Origin of the sequence: Salisediminibacterium halotolerans (genome assembly GCF_003814815.1) — a bacterium.
Lineage (GTDB): Bacteria > Bacillota > Bacilli > Bacillales > Salisediminibacteriaceae > Salisediminibacterium > Salisediminibacterium halotolerans.
Genome location: NZ_RKQQ01000006.1, coordinates 175486 through 199619, shown reverse-complemented (window position 1 = coordinate 199619; position 24134 = coordinate 175486). Strand labels below are relative to the sequence as shown.

23 protein-coding genes are annotated in these 24134 nt (G+C 47.8%); 4 read left to right on the top strand and 19 right to left on the bottom strand.

Annotated elements, in window-relative coordinates:
• Window positions 1-20 precede the first annotated feature (20 nt).
• Genes leuB through leuD form a run of 3 tightly spaced genes read left to right on the top strand, consistent with a single transcriptional unit; the run spans window position 21 to window position 3186 of the window.
• Window positions 21-1127 (top strand): 3-isopropylmalate dehydrogenase, encoded by a 1107-nt coding sequence (gene leuB, locus EDD67_RS11825; RefSeq protein WP_121440200.1) that lies wholly within the window; start codon window positions 21-23, stop codon window positions 1125-1127.
• 34 nt (window positions 1128-1161) lie between these two features.
• Window positions 1162-2583, top strand: a complete 1422-nt coding sequence (gene leuC / locus EDD67_RS11820; RefSeq protein WP_121440199.1) for a 3-isopropylmalate dehydratase large subunit — start codon at window positions 1162-1164, stop codon at window positions 2581-2583.
• Window positions 2584-2598: 15 nt separating this feature from the next.
• Window positions 2599-3186 carry a 3-isopropylmalate dehydratase small subunit gene (gene leuD, locus EDD67_RS11815; RefSeq protein ID WP_121440198.1) on the top strand — a complete coding sequence of 196 codons (588 nt, stop codon included), beginning with the start codon at window positions 2599-2601 and terminating at the stop codon, window positions 3184-3186.
• A gap of 307 nt (window positions 3187-3493) precedes the next feature.
• Here leuD and EDD67_RS11810 read toward each other — a convergent pair whose 3' ends face one another.
• The 3 genes from EDD67_RS11810 to EDD67_RS11800 are packed head-to-tail and all read right to left on the bottom strand — an operon-like array spanning window position 3494 to window position 5609.
• Window positions 3494-4192, bottom strand: a complete 699-nt coding sequence (locus tag EDD67_RS11810) for a P-II family nitrogen regulator (RefSeq protein ID WP_121440197.1) — start codon at window positions 4190-4192, stop codon at window positions 3494-3496.
• On the bottom strand, window positions 4189-4920 hold the full coding sequence (locus EDD67_RS11805) for a DUF1538 domain-containing protein (protein WP_121440196.1): 732 nt from the start codon (window positions 4918-4920) through the stop codon (window positions 4189-4191). Before EDD67_RS11805 ends, EDD67_RS11810 begins: the two co-directional genes overlap by 4 nt.
• Window positions 4917-5609 (bottom strand): DUF1538 domain-containing protein, encoded by a 693-nt coding sequence (locus EDD67_RS11800; RefSeq protein ID WP_121440195.1) that lies wholly within the window; start codon window positions 5607-5609, stop codon window positions 4917-4919. Before EDD67_RS11800 ends, EDD67_RS11805 begins: the two co-directional genes overlap by 4 nt.
• Before the next feature lie 162 nt (window positions 5610-5771).
• Between EDD67_RS11800 and EDD67_RS11795 the strand changes: the two genes are divergently transcribed.
• Entirely contained in the window at window positions 5772-7319 is a 1548-nt protein-coding gene (locus tag EDD67_RS11795) for a peptide chain release factor 3 (RefSeq protein WP_121440194.1), read from the top strand.
• A gap of 39 nt (window positions 7320-7358) precedes the next feature.
• Here the strand turns inward: EDD67_RS11795 and EDD67_RS13995 are convergent, their stop codons facing one another.
• The 16 genes from EDD67_RS13995 to EDD67_RS11720 form a co-directional block, all read right to left on the bottom strand.
• The gene (locus EDD67_RS13995; protein ID WP_154718763.1) at window positions 7359-7502 is read right to left on the bottom strand and encodes a hypothetical protein; all 144 of its coding nucleotides are present in this window, start codon (window positions 7500-7502) and stop codon (window positions 7359-7361) included.
• 122 nt (window positions 7503-7624) lie between these two features.
• The gene (locus EDD67_RS11790; protein WP_121440193.1) at window positions 7625-7825 is read right to left on the bottom strand and encodes an aspartyl-phosphate phosphatase Spo0E family protein; all 201 of its coding nucleotides are present in this window, start codon (window positions 7823-7825) and stop codon (window positions 7625-7627) included.
• Window positions 7826-7948: 123 nt separating this feature from the next.
• Window positions 7949-9682, bottom strand: coding sequence for a phospho-sugar mutase (locus EDD67_RS11785; RefSeq protein ID WP_121440192.1), 1734 nt, complete (start codon window positions 9680-9682; stop codon window positions 7949-7951).
• Between the two features lie 87 nt (window positions 9683-9769).
• Complete coding sequence (locus EDD67_RS11780) at window positions 9770-11434, bottom strand: glycerol-3-phosphate dehydrogenase/oxidase (RefSeq protein ID WP_121440191.1); 1665 nt, start codon at window positions 11432-11434, stop codon at window positions 9770-9772.
• Between the two features lie 148 nt (window positions 11435-11582).
• Window positions 11583-13118, bottom strand: coding sequence for a glycerol kinase GlpK (gene glpK, locus EDD67_RS11775; protein ID WP_121440190.1), 1536 nt, complete (start codon window positions 13116-13118; stop codon window positions 11583-11585).
• A gap of 31 nt (window positions 13119-13149) precedes the next feature.
• Entirely contained in the window at window positions 13150-13998 is an 849-nt protein-coding gene (locus EDD67_RS11770; RefSeq protein WP_121440189.1) for an MIP/aquaporin family protein, read from the bottom strand.
• 203 nt (window positions 13999-14201) lie between these two features.
• Complete coding sequence (locus tag EDD67_RS11765; protein WP_093072771.1) at window positions 14202-14765, bottom strand: glycerol-3-phosphate responsive antiterminator; 564 nt, start codon at window positions 14763-14765, stop codon at window positions 14202-14204.
• Window positions 14766-14865: 100 nt separating this feature from the next.
• Window positions 14866-16401 carry a GNAT family N-acetyltransferase gene (locus EDD67_RS11760; RefSeq protein ID WP_121440188.1) on the bottom strand — a complete coding sequence of 512 codons (1536 nt, stop codon included), beginning with the start codon at window positions 16399-16401 and terminating at the stop codon, window positions 14866-14868.
• Between the two features lie 38 nt (window positions 16402-16439).
• Entirely contained in the window at window positions 16440-18041 is a 1602-nt protein-coding gene (locus tag EDD67_RS11755) for a Na/Pi cotransporter family protein (protein WP_121440187.1), read from the bottom strand.
• A gap of 17 nt (window positions 18042-18058) precedes the next feature.
• The gene (locus EDD67_RS11750) at window positions 18059-18694 is read right to left on the bottom strand and encodes a phosphate signaling complex PhoU family protein (RefSeq protein WP_121440186.1); all 636 of its coding nucleotides are present in this window, start codon (window positions 18692-18694) and stop codon (window positions 18059-18061) included.
• Window positions 18695-18812: 118 nt separating this feature from the next.
• Window positions 18813-19268, bottom strand: coding sequence for a chemotaxis protein CheX (locus EDD67_RS11745; protein WP_121440185.1), 456 nt, complete (start codon window positions 19266-19268; stop codon window positions 18813-18815).
• Window positions 19269-19289: 21 nt separating this feature from the next.
• On the bottom strand, window positions 19290-19994 hold the full coding sequence (locus EDD67_RS11740) for a DUF2225 domain-containing protein (RefSeq protein ID WP_158638231.1): 705 nt from the start codon (window positions 19992-19994) through the stop codon (window positions 19290-19292).
• Between the two features lie 159 nt (window positions 19995-20153).
• Window positions 20154-20513 (bottom strand): hypothetical protein, encoded by a 360-nt coding sequence (locus tag EDD67_RS11735; RefSeq protein WP_121440183.1) that lies wholly within the window; start codon window positions 20511-20513, stop codon window positions 20154-20156.
• Window positions 20514-20573: 60 nt separating this feature from the next.
• On the bottom strand, window positions 20574-21539 hold the full coding sequence (locus EDD67_RS11730) for an ABC transporter permease (protein WP_093072777.1): 966 nt from the start codon (window positions 21537-21539) through the stop codon (window positions 20574-20576).
• Entirely contained in the window at window positions 21540-22607 is a 1068-nt protein-coding gene (locus EDD67_RS11725; RefSeq protein WP_121440182.1) for an ABC transporter permease, read from the bottom strand.
• A complete protein-coding gene (locus EDD67_RS11720; RefSeq protein ID WP_121440181.1) occupies window positions 22604-24130 on the bottom strand; it encodes an ABC transporter ATP-binding protein in 1527 nt (508 codons plus the stop codon). The genes EDD67_RS11725 and EDD67_RS11720 overlap by 4 nt, the downstream gene beginning before the upstream one ends.
• Window positions 24131-24134 lie beyond the last annotated feature (4 nt).

Genomic DNA, 24134 nt, shown 5'->3' with positions numbered 1-24134 from the left:
TTTGAAAGGTGTTTTCGTATATGAAAAAAAACATTGTTCTCCTGCCCGGCGACGGGATCGGTGAAGAAGTCACCGCTTCAGCGCAGCGTGTCTTAGACGCTGTCGCTCATCAATTTAATCACACCTTCACGTATCAAACGGAAGCGATCGGCGGCGCAGCGATCGATGAGTTCGGCACACCGCTTCCAGAAGCGACGGAAACGGCTTGTCATGCCAGTGATGCTGTTCTGTTAGGCGCTGTCGGCGGACCGAAATGGGATGAAAACCCGTCACACCTTCGTCCGGAAAAAGGCCTGCTCGGCATTCGCAAATCGCTTGGGCTTTTCGCAAACTTGCGGCCGGTTCAAGGATTTGCCGAGCTGTTGCATGCCTCGCCGTTAAAACATGAAGTCGTCAACGACAGCGATTTGCTTATCGTCCGTGAGTTGACGGGCGGACTGTACTTCGGCACACCGAGCGAACGCCGCAATGACGGTACCTCTGTCGTCGATACGCTCGCTTATGAACGATCGGAAATTGAACGGATCGTCCGCAAAGGTTTCGAAGCCGCGAGCGTGCGGCGCAAACAGTTAACATCGGTTGATAAAGCGAATGTTCTCGAATCAAGCAAAATGTGGCGTGAAGTCGTGAATGAAATTGCTCCCGAATACACTGACGTCACAGTGGAACACATGCTCGTCGACGCAGCAGCGATGAAGCTGATTACCGCCCCGACAGATTTTGATGTGATTGTGACAGAAAACATGTTTGGCGATATTTTAAGCGATGAAGCGTCTGTTCTGACCGGGTCGCTCGGCATGCTCCCTTCTGCAAGCCTGCGTGAAGACGGCTTCGGTCTCTATGAACCCGTTCACGGTTCTGCACCTGACATTGCCGGCCAAGGATTGGCCAATCCGTTTGCGACGATTCTCTCGGCAGCAATGATGCTTCGCTATTCTTTTGCGATGCAAAAAGAAGCGGAGACGATCGAGAAAGCTGTCGACAGCGTCTTAAAACAAGGCTATCACACCGGTGATTTAAACGTGAAAAACGGCCAAAAAGTCGGCACAAAAGAAATCACGGATTATGTGATTGAAATGATCGAAGACCATTCAGCAACCGAAAGCATTAAGTCCTGTTACGCATAATAAGTGATTAGAACGAAGGGAAAGGTGAAACACGATGAGTGATAACAACCGAAAAACGATTATCGAAAAAATTTGGGACGAACACGTCGTTCATGAAGAAACAGATAAACCGGACCTCCTCTATATCGATCTGCACCTCATTCATGAAGTGACGTCGCCGCAAGCGTTTGAAGGCCTGCGGATGAAGAACCGATCCGTCCGCCGGCCGGACCGCACGTATGCGACGATGGACCACAATGTCCCGACAGTCGCGCGGCACTTGATTTACGATGAAGTTTCGAAAAAGCAAATGGATACACTGGAAAATAACTGTGAAGAATTCGACATTCCTCTGGCCGGCATCGATCATCCTGATCAAGGGATCGTCCACGTGATCGGCCCGGAAATGGGTTTGACACAGCCCGGAAAAACAATCGTTTGCGGCGACAGCCACACCGCGACACACGGTGCATTCGGAGCCTTGGCTTTTGGCATCGGCACGAGTGAAGTCGAGCACGTTCTCTCAACGCAAACGCTTTGGCAGGCCAAGCCGCGTACGATGAATGTGAAAGTTAACGGTCAGTTAAGCCCGGCTGTCACATCGAAAGACTTAATTTTAGCCATCATCGGCAAATTCGGTGTCAATTTCGGCAACGGTCACGTCGTCGAGTACACCGGCGAAGCGATCCGCAACTTGACGATGGAAGAACGGATGACGATTTGCAACATGTCGATTGAAGGCGGTGCGCGAGCCGGCTTAATCAGCCCGGACGAAACTACCTTTAATTATTTAGAAGGCAAACGGCATGTCCCTAAAGGCGAAGCTTTTGACGAAGCCGTCAACTACTGGAAGTCGCTTGCAACCGATGAAGGTGCTGAGTACGACACGACATTGGAAATTGACGCAGCGGAAATCGAACCGCAAGTCACGTGGGGAACGAACCCGTCGATGTCGATACCGGTCAGCGCCAATATTCCGACACCGGAAGATGCCAATACCGAAGCGGAAAAAGAAGAAATCGGCCGTGCACTCGAATACATGGGCCTGAAAGGCGGCGAACCGATCTCCTCGGTCGAAATCGGCCACGTCTTTATCGGCTCCTGTACCAATTCACGCTTAAGCGATTTGCGCCGCGCTGCGAGCATTGTTGAAGGCCAACAAGTCAAAAACGGGATCCGCGCGATGGTTGTGCCCGGCTCGCAATCGGTTAAAACCGAAGCGGAAAAAGAAGGACTCGACGAAATTTTCAAAGCTGCCGGATTTGAATGGCGTGAAGCCGGCTGCAGCATGTGTCTGGCAATGAACGATGACATCGTCCCGTCCGGTGAACGTTGCGCCTCGACGTCCAACCGCAACTTCGAAGGCCGCCAAGGCAACGGCGCGCGAACGCATCTTGTTGCACCGGAAATGGCTGCGATTGCCGCGATTAACGGCCATTTCACTGACATCCGCACGTATGAACCAGCACCAGTCTAAAACGGAGGAGATACAATGGAACCGATTAAACACCATAAAGGAACGGTCTATCCGTTATACCGTTCGAATATTGATACTGACCAAATCATTCCAAAACAGTTTTTAAAACGGATCGAACGCCAAGGATTCGGGCAATTCTTGTTTTTCAACTGGCGTTTTGACGATAATAACGAACCGCGCAGCGACTTCTCGCTGAACCGTCCGGAATTTAATGATGTCTCGATCATGGTCAGCGGCGAGAACTTCGGCTGCGGATCATCCCGCGAACACGCGCCTTGGGCGATTCAGGACTTCGGTTTCCGCGTCGTCATTGCTCCGAGCTTTGCCGATATCTTTTACAACAACTGCGTAAAAAACGGCATTTTGCCGGTTGTCCTGCCAAAAGAACAAGTCGAAGAACTGGTGGCGAAGAGTGAAAACGGCGGTTATGAACTGAATGTTGATCTTGAAAACCAGCGTGTCTATGATGAAGACGGCTTTGATGCTTCGTTTGATATTCCTGATCACTTAAAGCAAATGCTGATTAACGGCTGGGATGAAATTTCGATTACGCTCAATATGGCTGACAAAATTACAGCCTTTGAGACGTCACGAGCTGAATAATAACAAAAAAGAAGAGCGCCGCGGCGCTCTTCTTTGACTGCAGACAAACTCGTATTTTGACGCAAGCCGCGCAGCCGCTAACCTCCGCTTGCCCGGGGCAAGGACTCAGCTAGCCTTCGGCGGTCTCGGACCGCCGAATCCGGATCTTCGTCTCTTGCTTTCCCGGAGGTGTCGGAGGAGCGGCTGCGCGGCTTTCTTACGTTGCAGAACAATATTGACAACGCACTATTTGAAACAGAGAGGATGCCACAGCATCCCGGCTTAATCCTGCGGCGACAGTCTGAGAAGAGCGTTTTAGCGCTCTTCTTTATTTTTGTACGAGATGCGGCAAACCGATCGTTTCTTCTACCGGCAGGACAAAGGCAATCCCGTTTCCAGGCTTGTTAATTTCAACATCCTCTTCAATCGCTTTTAAAACATCTTTCGTCAGCGAACGTTTGATCAGCGTTAAGACAACGTCTTTTTCCGGCTCAATATCAATCGCAAGCAATTTCGCTTTTTCGTGAATCCCGCTGCCGCGGGCGTTCATCACGGTACCGCCTTCTGCGCCGCCGCGATTTGAAGCGTCGATCACTCTGCCGGCGCGGCCTTTATTAACGATTGTTAAAATTAAGTTAAATCCTTCGTGTTTTACGTCGTCTGTCATCTCGTCGATATCCTCCTTTACTTCTTCATCATAATCCATATGCGCCATTCCGACCGTTTTTTTTATATCAATCACAAACCCGACACCTTTGCCGGGCTCATTCAGCTTCGCTTTTGCTGTAATCGCATCGACAGCTATGGGAAGAAGATCTTCAGGCACGAGATGAAGAATCAGTTCCTTTTCGTAGAGTGCATCAATTCCGAAGACTTTCTTCTTTTCATGTATACCGACACCGGATCCGAGCATGATCGTCTGCCCTTCGACACCGACCGCTTTCGCGGCTTTACAAACCGTTTTTGCTTTTCCTTTTTTAACGATCGTTATGAGTAATTTATGATCACGCATGATTTGACTGATCATTCTCTCACCCGCTCTTTCATATTAAAAATGAGTCCAAGTATTAACACAGACAGAATCGGCATTAAAGCCACTAACGCTATCATACCAAATCCGTCAAGCAATGGGTCACGGTCTTGTGTCACATCGGCAATGCCGACAGCGATCGCCATAATAAATGTCACCGTCATCGGCCCCGTCGCCACTCCGCCGGCATCGAAGGCTATCGAAATAAACCGATCGCTCGAAATAAACACAAGCACGACTGCCAGCAAATAACCCGGAATAATAAAATACATCAACGGGATTCCTAAAACAATGCGTATCATTGAGAGCATTATTGCAACAGCGACCCCGGTTGACAGGGTCAAGAGCATAACATTTTTGGAGATCGAACCGGCGGTCACTTTTTCAACTTCGTAATTTAAAATTCGAATCGCCGGCTCAGCAAACGTTGCGACAAACCCGAATAAGAAACCAAGCGCGGGCAATAAAACAATCGTGTTGTCACGCTCTGCCAAAAGCTCGCCAATCGCTTGGCCGGCGGGAAAAAAACCGACTTCCACGCCTTGCAAAAACAACGCAAGCCCGGCAAACGTGAAGGCGACCCCGATCAAAATATTTTTAATCCGTTCCTTTTCGAGCTTCAAAAAGAAAAATTGGAAGACAAAGAAAAAGACGAGGAGCGGAATAATCGCAAAGGTGACTTCCATGAGGACATGATCAAAGCCATAAAACAATTCAGCAATCATCCGTAAATCACCCCCAAAATCATCACGGCGAAGATCGGCCCGATCGACGCGAGTGCAACAAGGCCGAATCCGTCACTCGTTGACGATTTTCCGCGCAAAACCGAGGCGACACCGACACCGAGTGCAAGGATAAACGGCACCGTCATCGGACCCGTTGTGACACCGCCGGCATCAAACGAAATCGGCACAAACATGTCCGGTACGAATGTAAGCATGAAAAATACTAATCCGTAACTGACGATCAGTATGTATTTCAACGGTATGTTAAACAACGTCCGCACCATCGCCATCGCGACAAAAAAACCCACACCGATCGCAACGGAATATACCAGAACCATATTGGAAATTTCCCCGCCGGAAACTTGGTCGACCTGGGAAGCAAGCACCCGAACATCCGGTTCTGCAATGGTGACAACAACACCGAGCACAAACCCTGTGCCGATAATGAGCACCGGCTTTTTCGTTTTCGGCAAAGTCGAGCCGATCATCTCCCCGATCGGCAAGAGACCGATATGAACACCGACTAAAAATAAAAATAAGCCGAGTCCGACCATCACCACCCCGGCAATAAAACGAAAGAAAACGTCCGGAGGCATACCGATGACAGTGAACTGTAAAATAATAATCACAGCGGCCAAAGGAAGAATAGCCATGACAACTTCTTGAAATTGATCGTATATTTGTTTCATTGAACTCTTCCTTCCATTGGTAAGATAATTCTAACGATACTTGTTTTTTCCCTTGAGTTCAAGGATTCAACCTTTCGTTTTTCCTCTCGTCACATCCGCTGAATTACGTTATAATGAAATGTCAGAATGCGCGAAACGTAAAGATGGAAAGGATATGAAACAATGAGTGAAGAAAAACAACGGAAAACGTTTGCGATTATTTCGCACCCGGACGCCGGGAAAACAACCTTAACAGAAAAAGTTCTTCTTCTCGGCGGAAGTATCAGAAGCGCCGGGACAGTGAAGGGAAAAAAATCCGGCCAGTTTGCCACGTCAGACTGGATGGACATTGAAAAACAACGCGGTATCTCGGTCACGTCAAGTGTGATGCAGCTGGAATACGATGACGTTCAAATCAATATTCTTGATACCCCCGGGCACCAAGATTTCAGTGAAGATACGTACCGGACGCTGACCGCAGTTGATACCGCGGTGATGGTGATCGACAGTGTGAAAGGCATTGAAGCACAAACGTTAAAATTGTTTAAAGTTTGCCGCATGCGCGGGATCCCGATTTTAACCTTTATTAATAAGCTGGACCGTGAAGGCAAAGAACCGCTCGATTTGTTAGCGGAAATTGAAGAAACACTCGAGATGGACACGTATCCGATGAATTGGCCGATCGGCACCGGCAAACGCCTTAAAGGGATTTATAACCTTTCAGATGACACGGTAGATGTTTTCTCTGAAAAAGCCGAAGAACGCCAAATCGTTCCTTATTCAGAAGTGGACACATTGGAATCTTACGAACGGGAGGCGTTAGAAGAAGATAAGATGCTTCTCGAAGAAGCCGGCAACGATTTTTCCCTCGAGCAAATCCAAGCAGGCGAAATGACACCCGTCTTTTTTGGAAGTGCCTTGGCGAATTTCGGCGTGCAGTCGTTTCTCGATCAATTCGTTCAGCTCGCGGCCCCGCCGAAACCGCGCAAAGCTTCAGGACGCTGGATTTCGCCGGATCAACAACAGTTTTCCGGGTTCATTTTCAAGATTCAAGCGAACATGAATCCGAATCACCGGGACCGGATCGCTTTTCTCCGCGTATGCTCCGGTTCGTTTGAGCGCGGTATGGAAGTGACATTGTCCCGGACGGGGAAAAAAATGAAAATGAATCAATCGCACTCCTTTTTTGCTTCCGACCGGGAAACGGTTAACCGCGCGATGCCGGGCGACATTGTCGGCTTGTATGACTCCGGGAACTTCCAAGTCGGCGATACGCTGATTGACCGCGGCGAAAAAATTCAATATGAAGAAATGCCGCAGTTCCCGCCGGAACAATTCGCAAAAGTCACCGCGAAGAATGCGATGAAACATAAGCAATATCACAAAGGAATTGAACAGCTCGTTCAGGAAGGCACGATCCAGCTGTATAAAACACCGTACTTTGAAGATTACATTCTCGGCGCTGTCGGTGAGCTGCAATTTCAAGTGTTCGAACACCGGATGAAACAAGAATACAACGTCGATTTAGAATTTGTCCATATGAGCCACGAGCTGGCGCGCTGGGTGACAAAAGGCGATGTTTCCGACCTTGTATCCGACCACCGTAAAATGCTTGTCAACGACCAACAGGGACGGGCTGTGCTCTTATTCGAAAATGACTTTGCCCTTCGCTGGTTCCAAGACAAAAATCCGGAGATCGAACTTTCGACCGGTTGGGAAATACTCGAATAAAAAACCCGGCAGATCACAGTTATCTGCCGGGCATTTTCGTCAAGAAGGCTTCTTAAGTTTTTCAGTTTTCAGCTTCCCGGTTCCTTTACATTTCGGACAGACGATCTCTTTTGTCATGAACATCCGCTTTTGCTTCACTTTTCCTCTGCCGCTGCACTCCCGGCACAGATAGATGATCGCCATTGAAATGCCGCCTCCTCTTTTTTTACTACTATACCCCTGCTTTATCCGGCACAAACAAGGCAATATTGATCAAAAAAAAAACAGTCTTGTTGGATTGTTGAATCCTCTGGACTGTTTTTTGATCACGTGACAACGGATCGGCTATACGGTTGTTTTGGCGGACTGGCCACCGCCTCTGAGTATTTCGCGTATTCAGCAATTAACCGGTCCAGCTCTTGGCTGTATGTAATGGTAATCTTGGCTGAAAAACCGTATTGATTGGCTGCCAGCATCATTAAATTACGCTTCTTTTCGATTTCTTGCAACAAACAAGATATACTCATTGTGAACCCCGCTTAATTCTTTATTACTCGTCTGGAACACTCAATATATCACATCCTGACAGATTTTTTCCATAATAAGCAAAAAAATAGTCCTCCTGCCATCAATGACAGGAGGATAGTCCTTTATATACGATCGACTTTGGCAAGAAGGTCATGCTTGATCGTTTCAAGACGCTCATTCGCCTCTTTGTCTGAAGCGCCTTTCACACCAAAGTAAAATTTAATTTTCGGCTCCGTTCCGGACGGACGGAGGCAAAACCACGAACCGTCATCATAGAACATTTTCAAGACATTCGATGCGGGCAAATCAATCGTCTCCCGCGGACTGCCGTCAACAAAGATTCGTTCGCCCGTGTGGTAATCTTCAATTTTAACAATCCCGGCGGAGACTTCGCCGCTTGCAACATCGCGGCGAAACACGTCCATAATACGGTTGATTTTTTCGCCGCCTTCTTTTCCTTTATACGTGTAAGAAACCAAGTCTTCATAATAAAAGCCGTATTTTTCATACAGGTGCACCATGGCATCATAAAGGCTCATGCCGTGCTTTTTATAATAAGCAGCCATTTCTGCTGCCAATAATGACGGCTGAATCGCGTCTTTATCCCGCGCGAACGGCTCGATTAAATAACCGTAACTTTCCTCGTAGCCGAAAAGGAACGTATTCGAACCGTCTGCTTCATATTGACGAATCTTTTCCCCGATGAATTTAAAACCGGTCAGTACATCGATCGCAGTCATGCCGTAAGATTCAGCAATTGTCCGCCCCATTTCTGAGGTCACGATCGTTTTAATTACGATACCGTTTTCAGGAAGCGCGCCCTGTTCATGTTTCTTTTTCAGCAAGTAATCGAGCAGGAGCGCCCCGGCTTGATTGCCGTTAAACACAACGTATTGGCCCTGTTCGTTTTTCGCTGCTAAGCCGACACGGTCCGCATCGGGATCCGTCGCAATCAAAAGGTCGGCATGAACGCTTTCGCCGACTTTAATCGCTTCGGCAAATGCGCTGTGTTCTTCCGGATTTGGCGAACTGACCGTGGAAAATTCACTGTCCGGTGTATCTTGCTCGGGAACAGAATAGACATTTGTGAACCCGGCCGTTTCGAATGCGCGCATCATCGGCACTTGCGCTGTTCCGTGCAGCGGGGTGAATACGACGGAGAGCTGACCGCCGATCTCATCAATCAGCGGCTGATCCATGATCACCCGTTTCATTTCCTCGTTATAACGGGTGTCAATGCTTTCAAGCACCCATTCAAGCAATCCTGACGTTTCAAGTTTTTCCGGATCTTCACGTTCAATCGACAGTTCATCTTCAACCGCGTTGACATAACTGATTAACTGATCGGCATCTTCCGGCACTAATTGGCTGCCGTCACTTCCGTACGCTTTGAAACCGTTATATTCCGGCGGATTATGACTCGCTGTAATCATGACTCCCGCTGCGGTTTCTAACTCGCGAACCGCAAAGGATAGAACAGGCGTCGGGCGCAGCTCCTTAAATACGTAAGCTTTTACACCGTTCGCACCGAGTACAGCGGCCGTTTCAACCGAAAATTCCTTAGATTTCCGGCGGTTATCGTAGGCGATTGCGACGCCGCGCTTTTTCGCTTCTTCCCCTTTTGAAGCCACGTAATCCGCAAGACCTTTGGCTGCTTTTCGAACCGTATAAGTATTCATACGGTTTGTCCCGGAACCGATTTCTCCGCGCATACCGGCCGTTCCGAACTCTAATTTTTTATAAAAGCGGTCTTCCAGAGCTGCCTGATCATTTACCAGGCTTTCAAGTTCTTCTTTTAACACGTTGTCCAACGACGGATTCTCGATCCAGCGTTTATACTCCTGTTCCCAACTCATCATGCGTCCTCCTTTGCGATTAGCGAAATGACTTTTACTTCTAATTCTATTTAACCGCACTTTAGCTTCTAACGCAAAGGGTAATCGTTAATTTGCTTCCCGTGTTTCTACCGGATACTTGGCAAAATAAAGTTCAGTTTCCAGCTCGTTCACGTGAGCTTCTCTTTGTTCAGCTGACCAATTAAAACGGGTCGCCATGTAAGACGTCACCGCCTCTTTCCATTTTTCCACATAATCGATATCAAAGAACAAGGCACCTGTGCGGCGATTGAAAAAGTCGATCGGCGAAACCGCCATCTCTTCTTCGATGCTGTAAACGAGCGGCGCAAACACGCTTTTCGGCAAGCCGTAATGTTCGCCTTCCTCGCCGAGTGTGTCGATTAATTCATAAATCCGCGAAACGTTTGAACCGAAAAGCGATGACAAGTGACGCGCTTCGTCTTCTGTCAGCCCGCGGCGTTTTCCTTCGGCAGTTTGCTCCTTAATAAACGTGTCTAAATTTTCCGAGCCGCCGACATCTCCGCCGGAAAGGACAATTTTCGCCGTTGAGCATTTTTTCTTCACACCTTGTTCTTTGGCAACAATATCGACGATCCGTTCCGCCATTTTCCGGTAGCCTGTCAGCTTGCCGCCGGCAATCGAGAGAAGTCCGGACTCTGATTCAAACGTTTCGTCTTTGCGGGAAATTTCCGAGGCGCTTTTCCCCTCTTCAAAAATCAGCGGCCGCAAGCCGGTCCAGCTTGATTCAACGTCATCGCGGGTTAAGTCCATCCCCGGAAACATATAGTTTGACGCATCGACTAAATATTTTAAATCTTCTTCGGTCATTCGCGGCGTGGTAATGTCATCTTTATAGTACGTATCGGTCGTGCCGACATACGTCTTGTTTCCGCGCGGGATCGCAAAAATCATCCGGCCGTCGTTCTCCGTATCAAAGTAGACGGCTTGTTTCAGCGGGAAGCGCGATTGATCAAATACGACATGAACACCCTTCGTTAAATACAAATACTTGCCTGTTTTGGATCCGTCCTGTTCACGCAGCTCATCGACCCAAGGACCGGCTGCATTCACGACACGTTTTGCGTAGATGTCATACGTTTGACCGCTTTCAACATCTTTTACACGGGCGCCGATCACCTTGCCGTTTCGATACAGCAATGTCTCCGCTTTCGTGTAATTGACGGCCTTTGTGCCGCGGTAGACAGCTTCTTTCACTGTCTCAAGCGTCAGCCTCGCGTCATCAGTCTTGTATTCAACATACACGCCGCCGCCTTTTAATTTATCGCGGCGCAATAACGGTTCCCGCTCCAATGTCTCATTGAGGCTGAGCATTTTCCGCCGTTCCTTACGGCGCACCCCGGCAAGGGTGTCATATACCTTCAAACCTACAGAAGTTGCCGCCTTGCCGTACGTTCCGCCTTTGACGATCGGAAGCATCATCCATTCCGGTGTTGTCACGTGCGGAGCGTTCTCATACACGATCGCCCGTTCTTTCCCGGTTTCGGCGACGATTTTGAAATCCAATTGCTTTAAATAGCGGAGCCCGCCGTGCACGAGTTTCGTTGAACGGCTTGACGTCCCGGCTGCAAAATCTTGCATTTCCACCAGTCCGACATTTAAACCCCGGTCAGTAGCATCGAGAGCAATTCCCGCCCCGGTGATGCCGCCGCCGATCACGAGCATGTCTAGTTCTTCTTCAGCCATTTCGGCTAAATGTGTTTTGCGCTGCAGCGCTGAAAATGGTTTTACCATACATGATTCCTCCTCTAAACAATAAACAAGATACAAAAAAAGAGACCGCAACAAGACCGGTAAAATACACTCTTCACCGGGGGTGCTGCGGTCTCTCCTCATCTCAGACCTTCTTTTAACTTACTGACCAGTTTAACACATGACCGTATTATTTAACAGGGACATTCTCAGCTTCCGGCTGAAGCGCTTTCGGTTTAAATTTCATCGTTGCTTCAACCGCCGTTTTCCAGCCATTGTAAAGGTTTTGCCGCTCTGTTTCTGTCATATCAGGTTCAAACGTATGGTCGATGTGCCACTGTTTAGCAATTTCTTCTTTATCATCCCAAAAGCCGACAGCCAAACCGGCGAGGTAGGCTGCGCCGAGAGCTGTTGTCTCTTGCACTTCCGGACGTTCTACCGGCACGCCGAGAATATCGCTTTGGAATTGCATTAAGAAATTGTTTTTTACTGCTCCGCCGTCTACGCGCAATGTTTTCACATCGATCCCCGAATCAGCATTCATCGCATCGAGTACATCACGCGTTTGATAAGCGAGCGATTCGAGCGTCGCACGGATAAAGTGCTCTTTTTCCGTTCCGCGCGTTAAGCCGAACATTGCGCCGCGCACTTCGCTGTCCCAATACGGCGTGCCTAATCCGACGAAGGCCGGCACCATATACACGCCGTCTGTCGAAGCGATTCTTTCCGCATAACTCTCCGTTTCCGGCGCTGTTTTCACCATTCGCAGCCCGTCGCGCAGCCACTGAATTGCCGATCCAGCTACAAAAATACTGCCTTCCAGCGCGTATTCAACTTTGCCGTCAATGCCCCAGGCAATCGTCGTTAACAGCCCGTGTTCCGACTTCACTGCTCGTTCCCCGGTATTCATCAGCATAAAACAGCCGGTGCCGTACGTATTTTTCGCCATCCCGTCTTGAAAGCATGCTTGACCGAACAGCGCAGACTGTTGGTCACCGGCAGCACCGGCAATCGGCACTTCTTCACCGAAAAAGTGATAGTCGATCGTCTTCGCATATTCCTCTGACGAAGGCCGGACTTCCGGCAGCATTTGCTTTGGCACTCCTAGAATATCGAGCAATTCCTCGTCCCATGTTAATTCGTGAATATTAAACATTAAGGTCCGCGAGGCATTTGTATAATCGGTTACGTGCGCCCGCTGCCCCGACAATTTCCAAATAATCCACGTATCGATCGTGCCAAAGAGCAGATCGCCGTTTTCCGCACGCTCGCGGGCGCCTTCGACGTTATCTAACAGCCATTTGACTTTCGTCCCGGAAAAATAAGCGTCAATTAACAATCCAGTCTTATCGCGGAACAGATCGTTATACCCTTTGGCGCGCAAGTCTTCGCAAATTGGATCGGTTTGCCGCGACTGCCAGACAAGCGCGTTATAAATCGGCTTACCGGTATGCTTATCCCAAATAACCGTTGTTTCCCGCTGGTTTGTGATGCCGATCGAGGCGATTTCTTTCGGCGACACATCTTGATTTGCCAGCACTTCGGCGATGACCCCGAGAATAGATGACCAAATGTCATTCGCGTTATGCTCGACCCAGCCCGGTTGCGGGAAATACTGGGTAAATTCCCGCTGCGCAACATCGACAATTTTCCCTTCTTTATCGAACAAAATCGCCCGCGAACTCGTCGTGCCTTGATCTAATGCGAGTACAAATTTTTTCTCCATTTACCTTCACCCCTTGTATTGTGATAAAAACTTATTGAGCTTCTAATTTCGCTTTATTATGAACCGTTTCATCAACGTCTTCGGCAACAGCATCTTTCTTGTTTATCCAAATCGTTAAACCTTGGACGGTGATAAACAGCAGAATAAACAGCCACAATGCCGGATAAATAATCCCGTTAAAGAAAGCGACATACGACAACGTTCCTAGCGATCCGCCGATAATCGGTCCGGCAATCGGAATCCACGCGTAAGACCAGCCGGAATTACCTTTTCGCGGAATCGGCAGCAGTGCGTGGGCGATTCTCGGCCCGAGATCCCGCGCCGGGTTGATCGCATACCCGGTCGTTCCGCCAAGTGACATGCCGATGACAACAATGAGAAATCCGGTGACTAACGGATCAAGTCCGGCTGACATGTCGCCGGCCCCTAACGCCATAATACCAAAAAGCAAGACGTATGTGCCGAGAACCTCACTGAAAAAATTCGACGGTGTGTGCTTAATCGCCGGTGCCGTAGCAAAAACACCGTGTTTTGCCCCTTGATCTTCCGTCGCTTTGAAATGCGGATAATACATCGCAAAGATCAACGCGCCTCCTGTGAAAGCTCCCGTCACTTGGGCCGCAATGTAACCGGGAACCATGCTCCAGGCAAAGTCGCCGACAACGGCTGAACCGACCGTGACAGCCGGATTAATATGACCGCCGCTAATATCGCCGATCATATAAACCGACATCGCAACACCGAGACCCCAAGCAAAACTAATCAAAACCCAGCCTGCACCTTCTGACTTCGTACCTTTCAAAACAACTCCGGCAACGACTCCGCCGCCGAACACGATGAGCATCATCGTGCCGATAAATTCTGCTAACAATGGTGACATCCTTATTCCCCCTCAAGAATAAAGTAGTCATGAAGACGAAAAAAATACCAGCAAAAAATCAACCCGGCCATGGTCCGGGAACGATTTCCGCTGGTATCTCAGTGTCTCCACGAAAAAAAGCTATTAACTTTTCTGCTTTTAATTAAAGCACAAATTTGTAAGCGCTGTCAATCTTTTTTACAGTTATTAGTATAGCATCTTTGTTATGTTTCTAAACGATCCGGTTTCCAAAGTTCTCTCCGCGACGTCGTCACCGCGACAGCTCCCGCGGTTAACGCTGATGCGACTTCTTCATCTGTACGAATCAATCCGCCGGCAATCACCGGAACATTCGCTTTTTCATAAATCTCTTGGATAATGTGCGGAATCACACCGGGCAGCACCTCAATGTAGTCCGGCTGGACAGTTTCCAAAATATGAAAGCTCGATTCGAGCGCTTTCGAATCCAGTAAAAATGCCCGCTGAATTGTAAGTATTTTCGCTTTTTTAGCTGTTAACAATACATTTTTGCGCGTTGATATCAGCCCGTCCGGCTTGATATCGCGGCATAAAAACTGCGCGGCGTATTCATCGCTCGTTAATCCCTGCACAAGGTCGGCATGCAGCAGTACTTTCTTTTCGTGCTGATGAAGCTTTTTCACTACACTGCGCAACTGTCCAATGTGCATATTTAACAACGCGACATATTGAAAATCCGTTTCAACAATCTTGTCTAAATCTTTTAACTCCCGGATTGCCGGAATCACTTCAGATCCGAAACCGTTCATGATACCCTTCCCCTCTCAGAATACCTCATCTGTCAGCAATGCCTCTGTTATGAAAGAGCACTTCAAGCAAGCAGCTCGTCAAACTTGAAGTGCTTTGTGATTAATACTTGTACTGCACGTCATACAAATCCGGCCGCCGGTCTTTTAGCTGCGTGACGCTGCCGGATTTTCGGCTCCGCCTTAAAAGTTCAAGGTCGACGTCGCCGAGAACAATCGTTTCGATATTCGGGTGCGACTCACCGACAATGCCGTCGCGCGGGAACGCGAAATCTGACGGCGTAAAGATCCCCGACTGTGCGTACTGAATGTCCATATTTTCAACGTGCGTCAAGTTGCCGACTGTCCCGGTGATAATTGTGTAAAGCTGGTTTTCCACCGCCCGGGCTTGCGCTGAGTAGCGCACGCGCAAATAGCCTTGACGCTCATCGGTACAAAACGGCGAGAAAATCATATTCGCGCCTTTTTCAGCTGCAATCCGGCCTAACTCCGGAAATTGAATGTCATAACAAATTTGAATCGCGATTTTGCCGCAGTCGGTATCAAACACTTCTACCTTATCTCCGCCGTGAATCCCCCAAAACTTCCGTTCATTCGGCGTAATGTGAATCTTGTATTGCTTCTCGATCGTCCCGTCGCGCCGGAACAAGTACGCAATATTATAAATTTTTCCTTCTTCTTCAACAAAATGCGAACCGCCGATAATATTAACGTTGTATTTAATCGCCAGCTCATTGAACAGATTGATGTAATCTTCCGTGAAATCGGTCAGGCGGCGAATCGCTTGCGACGCACTCTTCTCTTCGATAAACGAGAGCAGCTGCGTGGTGAAAATTTCCGGAAACACGACGAAGTCGGAGCCGTAACTGGCGCTGACGTTGGCGTAATATTCAGACTGCTGCGCGAATTCGTCGAACGAGTCAATCTTTTTCATCATGTACTGCACCGCACAGATTCGGACCGGAAATGCGGTTTTAAAATGGCGTTTCGTCATCGGCTGATAGTCAATGTTGTTCCATTCCATCAGCGTCGCATAACGCATTGACGCGACATCATCCATTAAATATTTCGGGTTCACCCGTTTTAACGTAAAGCCGTTCATCACTTGAAACGTTAATACCGGATCGTAAATGTTGTGATGCATCACTTCTTCCACGTATTGCCGCGGAGACAGTTCATCAGCATAGTTTTTGTAATTCGGAATCCGCCCGCCAATGACAATGCTTTTTAAATTCAATTTACGCGCAAGGTCCTTTCTCGCTTCATAAAGGCGCCGGCCGATCTTCATCCGCCGGTAATCCGGGTGGACCGCGACCTCAATGCCGTACAGGTTGTATCCTTCCGGGTCGTGGTTTGTAATATAACCTTCGTCGGTGATTTCATCCCACGTATGACTGTCGTCGTACTCGTCAAAATTAATCATTAAACTTGAAGACGAGCCGATAATTTTCCCATCCGCTTCGACACAGATCTGACCTTCGGGAAAAATTTCGAGGTGGCTCAGCAGATGGCTGCGGCTCCATGCTTCCATATCCGGAAAACACGTCAGCGACAGCTCGATAATTTCGTCTATATCTTCGTGACGGATTTGCCGCACGGTAATTTTCGTTTCAAACTTGGACATATCCAGTTCGCTCATTGTCAGCCTCCTTTATTTTAGTCAAATTGATTGACGCCTTACACAATCCCCAGCATCGTTTGCGAAATGTTTACGCCGTGCTGATGAATACGCAATAAATTCGTTAACAGATCCACATACGGATCGTTGTGGACATTTTCTGTTTCTTCACGGGCGATGCGGTTATTAAAATATTCAAACCGCAAATCTTTTTCCATTTGTATAAACGCTGTGTGATTATCGATCACTTGCTTCGCTTTCTCGTTGTCTTTCTCTTTAAAGGACTCAAAAGCCGTCAGCATTGACTTTGAAACTTCTTCATACAAATTCAGAATATAAGGCCGGTCATCATCATTTAAGACAACGCCTTGCGATTTTTTCTTATCAAGCGAATCCGCGACATTTTTTACGATATCACCGATATGCTCTAAATCATTCAACACGTATAATAGCCGGATTTCCCGGTCAGACTGCTTTTCAGATAAATCTTGCTGCCCGACTTTAAGCAGGAAATTTTGAATATCTTTATAAGCACGGTCGATCCGTTTTTCTGTATCAATCACATGGTTGCGGGCATCTTCAGTATAATAAAACAATGCCGGAAGCCATCCTATCATGTCATTATACACGGTGTCGGCGATTTTTTTCACTTCAATGCTCATCTGATCGATCGCTTCTTCCGGATAATCCGCCAAGGACTGATCAAAATGAATGCCTTCCTCTTCTTCTAACGCCTCTTCTTCCGGAAACAAGCGGTTAATCATCGCTGCAAATGAGATGACAAACGGCAGGAAAAGCGCCGCGACAATCAAGTTAAACGAAGTATGAACATTGGCGATTTGTCTTTCGATTGTCCCGGGAATAACGTGAAAATAATCAGGCAATACATAGATAAGCGGCAAGAGCAGGAGCGCGCCGCTGAATTTAAATATAAAATAGGAAAAAGCCACTTTTTTCCCTTCTTTTGAAGAAGCAAGGCTTGAAATCAGCGCGGGGAACGTGCTGCCGATATTGGCCCCTAACAAGAGCGGCAAAATGCCGGCTGCCGTCAGCGCACCTGTTGCCGCGAGCGACATCCCGATGACAATGACCGTCGCACTGCTGTGCGTGGCCACGGTTAACAACCAGCTGATTGCAATAAGCACAAGCGGCAATTCTTGCAACGAACTGAAAAACTGTAAAAACGCATCGCTCTCGCTGAGCGGTTCCAAGGCATCAGACATCGTTTTGATCCCGAAAAATATAAAACCGAAGCCGACAAACGCTGAACCAACCGAGCGCGCTTTTTCTTTTTTTACAAAGACCGTTAAAATCACACCGATAAAGATAAAGATCGTCGAATATTCCGTTATATCCAAGGCCAGGAGCTGAACAGTGAATGTCGTCCCGACAGCCGAGCCCATGACGATACCAAGCGCTTGCCATAACGCGATAACTGAACTGCCGACGAGACCGACAGCAATCACCGACGTTGCAGCGCTTGATTGCATCATAAACGTTGAGATCATTCCGACAAAAAATCCTTTAAACCGGTTATCTGTTATGCCGGAAATGTACTCTTTCATTTTCGTTGCAGCTACCCGCTGCATCCCTCTGCTGAGTAAGTACATACCGTACAAAAAGATACCGATCCCGCCGATAAAACTCAGTAATACACTCATTTTCAAGATCCCTTCAATCAGCTTTTAAAATCTAAATACGCCTCACCGATGTTGACAATATGATCGCCGAGCCGCTCTAAAAAGCGCAGTATCATAATCAGTTCCGCTCCTGTATCTGCATCGATACCCGATTCTTTCATATCCCGGACCAGTTTTTCAAACAGCACCATATGAGAGTGATCAATCTGATCATCCATCGCAATCGTCTCTTTAATGACTCGATCATTCTCATCTAAGATACCATCTTTTATTTTTTCAAGCATCTTTCTTTCCATGCTGATGATCGAATCTAATTCCTCAAGCATCCATGCCGGAAGGGATCCTGTCCGCTGAAAGGTATTTAACAGACTGATAATATGATCGCCGATTCGCTCTAAATCGCGGCTCATCTTCATCTTGCTTAAAAAATCGCGCATATCTTTAACGGTCGCATGCTGCACGGAGAGTAAATCGATCACCGTCTGTTCAAGCGATTTTTCTTTCTTGTTAATCTCTTCTTCGAGTTTTGTTATTTCATCCGCCTTTGACGGCTTTTTTTCCGCTTTATAACTGCTTAAATCTGCGAGCATTTGATCAAGAATCGTAAACATTTGAACGAGCTGACGATTCATATCCTTTTTCTGTTTATCATACCGGTTGTGTCGATGCAGCATCGCTCTCAGCCTCCTTGAATACAATTACTCTATCACCGTTGAAACACCCATACAATAGCCAATTCCCTCTTTTAGCAGATTAAAAAAGCCTGATCCATACAGGATTCAGGCTTGATGCTTATTGAGCAAGCGAGATGTGCACAGAAAGCAGTCCTAATGAAGAATCAATCGGAATCGTAATGAACTTGCTGCTGGAATGAAATTTGGATACACCCTCATTCACAATCGGGGGTGAAACATCCGTAAGATAATTGACTTCTGAAAGTTCTGTTGCCGTCGATCCCGCGATCCAGTTACCGAACTCTTGAATCGCGCTCCAGCCCATTTCGTCAATCTGCTCGACTTTGGCACCGCCCATCATCGCAGCGATTATTTTTTGCGCTGTCTGGTATGTGAGCGAACAAATGATTTGTCCCGCGAGCTGACCTTTCACCCCTAAAACAACTGACACGTCATCGGATGGAATCGAAGCCCCGGAGATGCTCGGCTGACCTCTCGTTATGTCTGCGCCAAAATGATTGGCCATGATCGACTTTGTTGCTTTGTATACCGCATTAATTTGATCTGCTTCCAATGTTTTGCCCCTCTTCTTATTTTATCGGCCGGTCTTTTGCTCGCTGCGTAGTTCATACCATTGGTTTCTTACCGCTTCAACGATTTTTGGTTCTAAGTGACGGTTTTTATGTTCGATCACGTTAGAAAAATATCGTTGCGCGTCGGTGAAATTAGCTTCCTGCCGGTTGTACTCACCGAGTAAAAACAGCAAGGCCAGTTCACTCATCCCTTTATCGCGAAAATCTCCGCTTAAATAAGAACGTTTGTAATGCTCGAGCATTTGTCTGCGAAAACGCGCTTCTTCGCGCTGATTATTAAGAAAACGGCTGATCCACACGAGCCGCATGCAGACAGCACCGCGTACAACGTACGGCTGCTCTGTCAGCTCAGAAGCAACAAGCGCTAATTTATAAGCATCAGACGCATCTTCATAACTGCGTTCAGCCGAAAAGTCCCGATGTCCCCAGTTAGCAGAGATTTTATCTTTAAACGCTGCGATACATTCTGCTTCTGTAACATCATCAAATTGATCGGTGAAACTGTATCCGCATGCCGGACATACGTAAACTTCGTATAACAGCGGATTCAACAAAGGATCTTTATATTCTTTGTGAAAATCCGCATGGTTTTCTTTCAAACGGATGTAACGTGATCGTAATTTTTTTGAAGAAAAAGCGGAATGACAAATCCTGCATGTACAGCCTCTACGATAAAAGTACGGGATACTTACTCCCAAATAACCCACCCCTCTCTGCTCCTCATATAGTATAAAAGACCTTCAGTGAAAATGATATCCTTTTGCACGATTTTTTCGAATCAGGACTTGAATATATAAAAGAGCGCGGACTCCTCCGCGCTCTCAAGGTGTAGACAAACTATTATTTTGACGTAAGCCATGCATCCACTACCCTCCGCTTGCCCCGGGCAAGGACTCAGCTAGGATTCGGCGGCCCGAGACCGCCGAATCCGGATCTTCGTCTCTTGCTTTCCCGGAGGCGTCGGAGGAGTGGATGCATGGCTTCTTTTTTATCAATACACCCGCTTCAAAAAGAGGATGACCCAGCATCCCGGCTTTCTCCTGCGGGACAGCGAGACAGGCGAGACCCTGCAGGGCATAAGCCCGAAGCGGTTCGGCGCTCGCCCGCGGACTAGTAAGACACGGCGAAGTCTTTTTGAGCCGATGTCGCAGTGATACCTTCAGGTGAAAGAAGCCGGACGATGCGTAGTCATCCGTTCCTTTTAATAGGACATCTAACGATATCATGACTTTGTCAACACTCTGAGAGCGCGGAATCCTCCGCGCTCTCAGGTTTGATCATTCGTATTATCTTGAACCTTTTTCGTAATGCGTATTCATCGCTTTCGGCGGTGTCGCTCTTCCGACAACTCCGGCAAGCGCAAGAATTGTCACGACGTAAGGCAAGATGAGCATGAAGACTTGCGGAACATCCTGCAAGCCGGGAATCGATTGAGCAGAAATACTGAGCGCCTGCGCTAAACCGAAGAACAACGCCGCGCCAAAGGCGCCAAACGGATGCCACTTACCGAAAATCAAAACGGCGAGTGCCATAAAGCCTTGGCCGGTAATCGTTCCGCCGGAGAAGCTTCCCGCTGCAGTAATCGCATAAATCGCGCCGCCCATGCCGCCGAAGAGTCCACTGAGCATGACGCCGATATAGCGCATTCTGTTTACGTTGATTCCCATTGTATCCGCCGCTGCCGGATGCTCACCGACTGAGCGGAGCCGAAGGCCAAACGGTGTCTTAAAGACGACGAACCAGACGACAATCACGAGTAAAAAGGCGACCCATGTCGTCGGATACACGCGAGAAAAGAACATGTCGCCGATAATCGGGATTTCGCTTAACAGCGGAACATCCTGACGGAACAACCGTGCTGAAATCGTCGGTGTTTGTCCGGCATCAAAGATTTCACGTGTGATATAAACCCCTAGACCGACAGCAAGAATGTTCAAGGCAACACCGCTGACAATCTGGTCGGCACGCAGAGAAATTGATGCAACCGCGTGGAACAGAGAAAAGATCATGCCGATAATTGCCGCTGTCAAAATCCCTAGCCATGGTGACAGCATGCCAAAGCCTAACGATTCGAAAAACAATGTTCCAAGTATCCCGGAAAAAGCTCCGAAAACCATTAAACCTTCCAAACCAATGTTAACAACACCGGAACGTTCACTGAACAATCCGCCCATCGCTGTTAATAAAAGGGGAGTCGCTGAAATGAGCGCAGCCGGGACAATCGTGTAAAGGATTATCAGAAATAAATCCATTTATTTCTCCCCCTTTCGGATGCTGTCCAGCCGTTTGTAAATCCATCTGATCAAATAACTGGATGCAACAAAGAAAATAATCAAGGCAATGATAATTTCAACCAATTCAGGTGCAACGCCGGCAGCCGCCTGCATATTCCCGGAACCTTCGCTCAAACCGCCGAATAAGAAAGCGGAGAGGACGATACCGATCGAGCTGCTGTTACCGAGAAGCGCAACGGCAATTCCATCAAAGCCTAAATTCGTAAACGTATTGAAAATTTCAATATAGCCGTACGTTCCGAGTCCGCTGACCGCACCGGCTAAACCGGCAAACGCTCCGGAGATCGACATCGAGCTCGTAATATTGCCGCTGACATTCATCCCGGCATATAAGGAAGCGTTTTGGTTAAAGCCGACCGCACGGAATTCAAACCCTTTTTTCGTTTTCCAAAGCAAAAACCACATCACTACAGCTGCAGCCAATGCAATCAAAAAGCCCCAGTGCAGCCGGGAAAAGTCTGTAACTCCCTGCAGCCATTCAGACGACAACGAAGCCGAGTCCGGTACAAACGCTGTCCGCTGGCCGGTATCAAGAAAGACCCCTCGAATTAAACTGTTGACAACGTGCAAGGCAATATAGTTCATCATAATTGATACGATAACTTCGTGAACGTGCAGTTTGGCTTTTAAAATCCCCGGGACAAACGCCCATAAAGCTCCCGCCAAGGCACCGGCCATCAACGCTGTCGGCAGATGGATGATTCCGGGCGCATCCCAAGAGATTCCGGCAATAACTGCGGCAAACCAGCCGACAATTACTTGGCCTTCCACGCCGATATTTAATAAACCGGTACGAAAAGCAAACGCAAACGCCAGCCCTGATAAAATCAGCGGTGTCATCGCCCTGAGCGTTTCACCGAAGTAATACATATCTCCGAAGATGCCGCCGATCAGACCGGAATAACCGTCAATCGGATTATTTCCGCTCAACAGCATAATCACGGCGCCGGCAATCAAACCGAACGCAACCGCGATTAACGGGACAACCAGGCCAAATGCCCTGCTTCTTAAAAAATCTCTGATCATTCCGCTTCACCTGCTTCCTGTTTACCGCCGGCCATAAGGAGACCGAGTTCATTTTCGTCGGTATCTTTTGCATCGACAATTTCAACAATTTTCCCTTCATAAATAACCGCAATCCGGTCGCTGACGTTCAAGACTTCGTCCATTTCCAGGCTTACGAGCAATACCGCTTTGCCGCTGTCACGTTCTTCGACTAATTTATCATGAATAAATTCAATTGCTCCGACATCCAAGCCGCGTGTCGGCTGAGCGGCGATTAACAAGTCCGGCGAACGGTCAACTTCGCGCGCGATAATCGCCTTTTGCTGGTTACCGCCTGAAAGGGAGCGCGCCAACGTATGCGAACTGGCGGTACGGACATCATATTCCTCGATTAAAGATTCTGCTTTTTCGTACAGTTTTTTATAATCCATAATGCCGTTGTTCGTGTACGGCTTTTGATAATATTGCTGCAACAAAATATTTTCACCGATTGTAAAGTCCATAACGAGTCCGTATTTATGACGGTCTTGCGGGATATGACCGACACCGGCTTCGGTTACTTTTCGCGGTTTATAATCGGTAATATCTTTGTTATTTAAGGATATCGAGCCGGATTTCACTTCGCGAAGACCCGTCAATGCTTCGACGAGTTCTGTTTGACCATTCCCGTCTACGCCGGCGACACCGAGAATTTCGCCCGACTTCACTTCCAAGTTCAAGTGATCAACGATATCATAGCCGCGGGCGTCTTCAACGACGAGATCTTTCAAATTCAAGACCGTTTCACCGACTTGTGCTTCGCCTTTTTGCACTTCAAACGTGACTTCACGCCCGACCATCATTTCCGCTAAGCCGGTTTCTGTCATCCCTTCAACATCAACAGTGCCGACACCTTTCCCGCGACGGATTACTGTGACACGGTCGCAAATCTCTTGAATTTCTTTTAGCTTATGCGTGATCAAAATGATCGATTTTCCTTCGTTAATTAAATTGCGCATAATCGACATCAATTCATAGATCTCTTGCGGGGTCAACGCCGCTGTCGGTTCATCAAAAATCAGTATTTCCGATCCGCGGTAGAGCGTTTTTAAAATTTCCGCACGCTGCTGCATCCCGACCGAAATATCTTCAATTTTTGCATCCGGATCGACCCGCAGTCCATAACGGTCAGAAATTTCTTTGACGTCTTTGCGCGCTTTATTAATGTCGATCGCGCCGCGGCTTTTTGGTTCTGAGCCTAAAATGATATTTTCTGTTACTGTAAATTTTTCGACGAGCATAAAATGCTGATGCACCATGCCGATCCCGAGTCTGTCAGCAACGTTCGGGTCCGTCACATCCACTTTCTCTCCGCGAACTTTAATCTCTCCTTGTTCAGGTTGATACAAGCCGAACAAGACGTTCATTAAAGTTGATTTCCCAGCTCCGTTCTCTCCTAACAATGCATGAATTTCGCCTTGTTTGACTTGCAGCGTAATATTATCATTCGCAACGATCCCGGGAAATTCTTTGCGGATATTATTCATCTCAATAACATAGTCCATGATT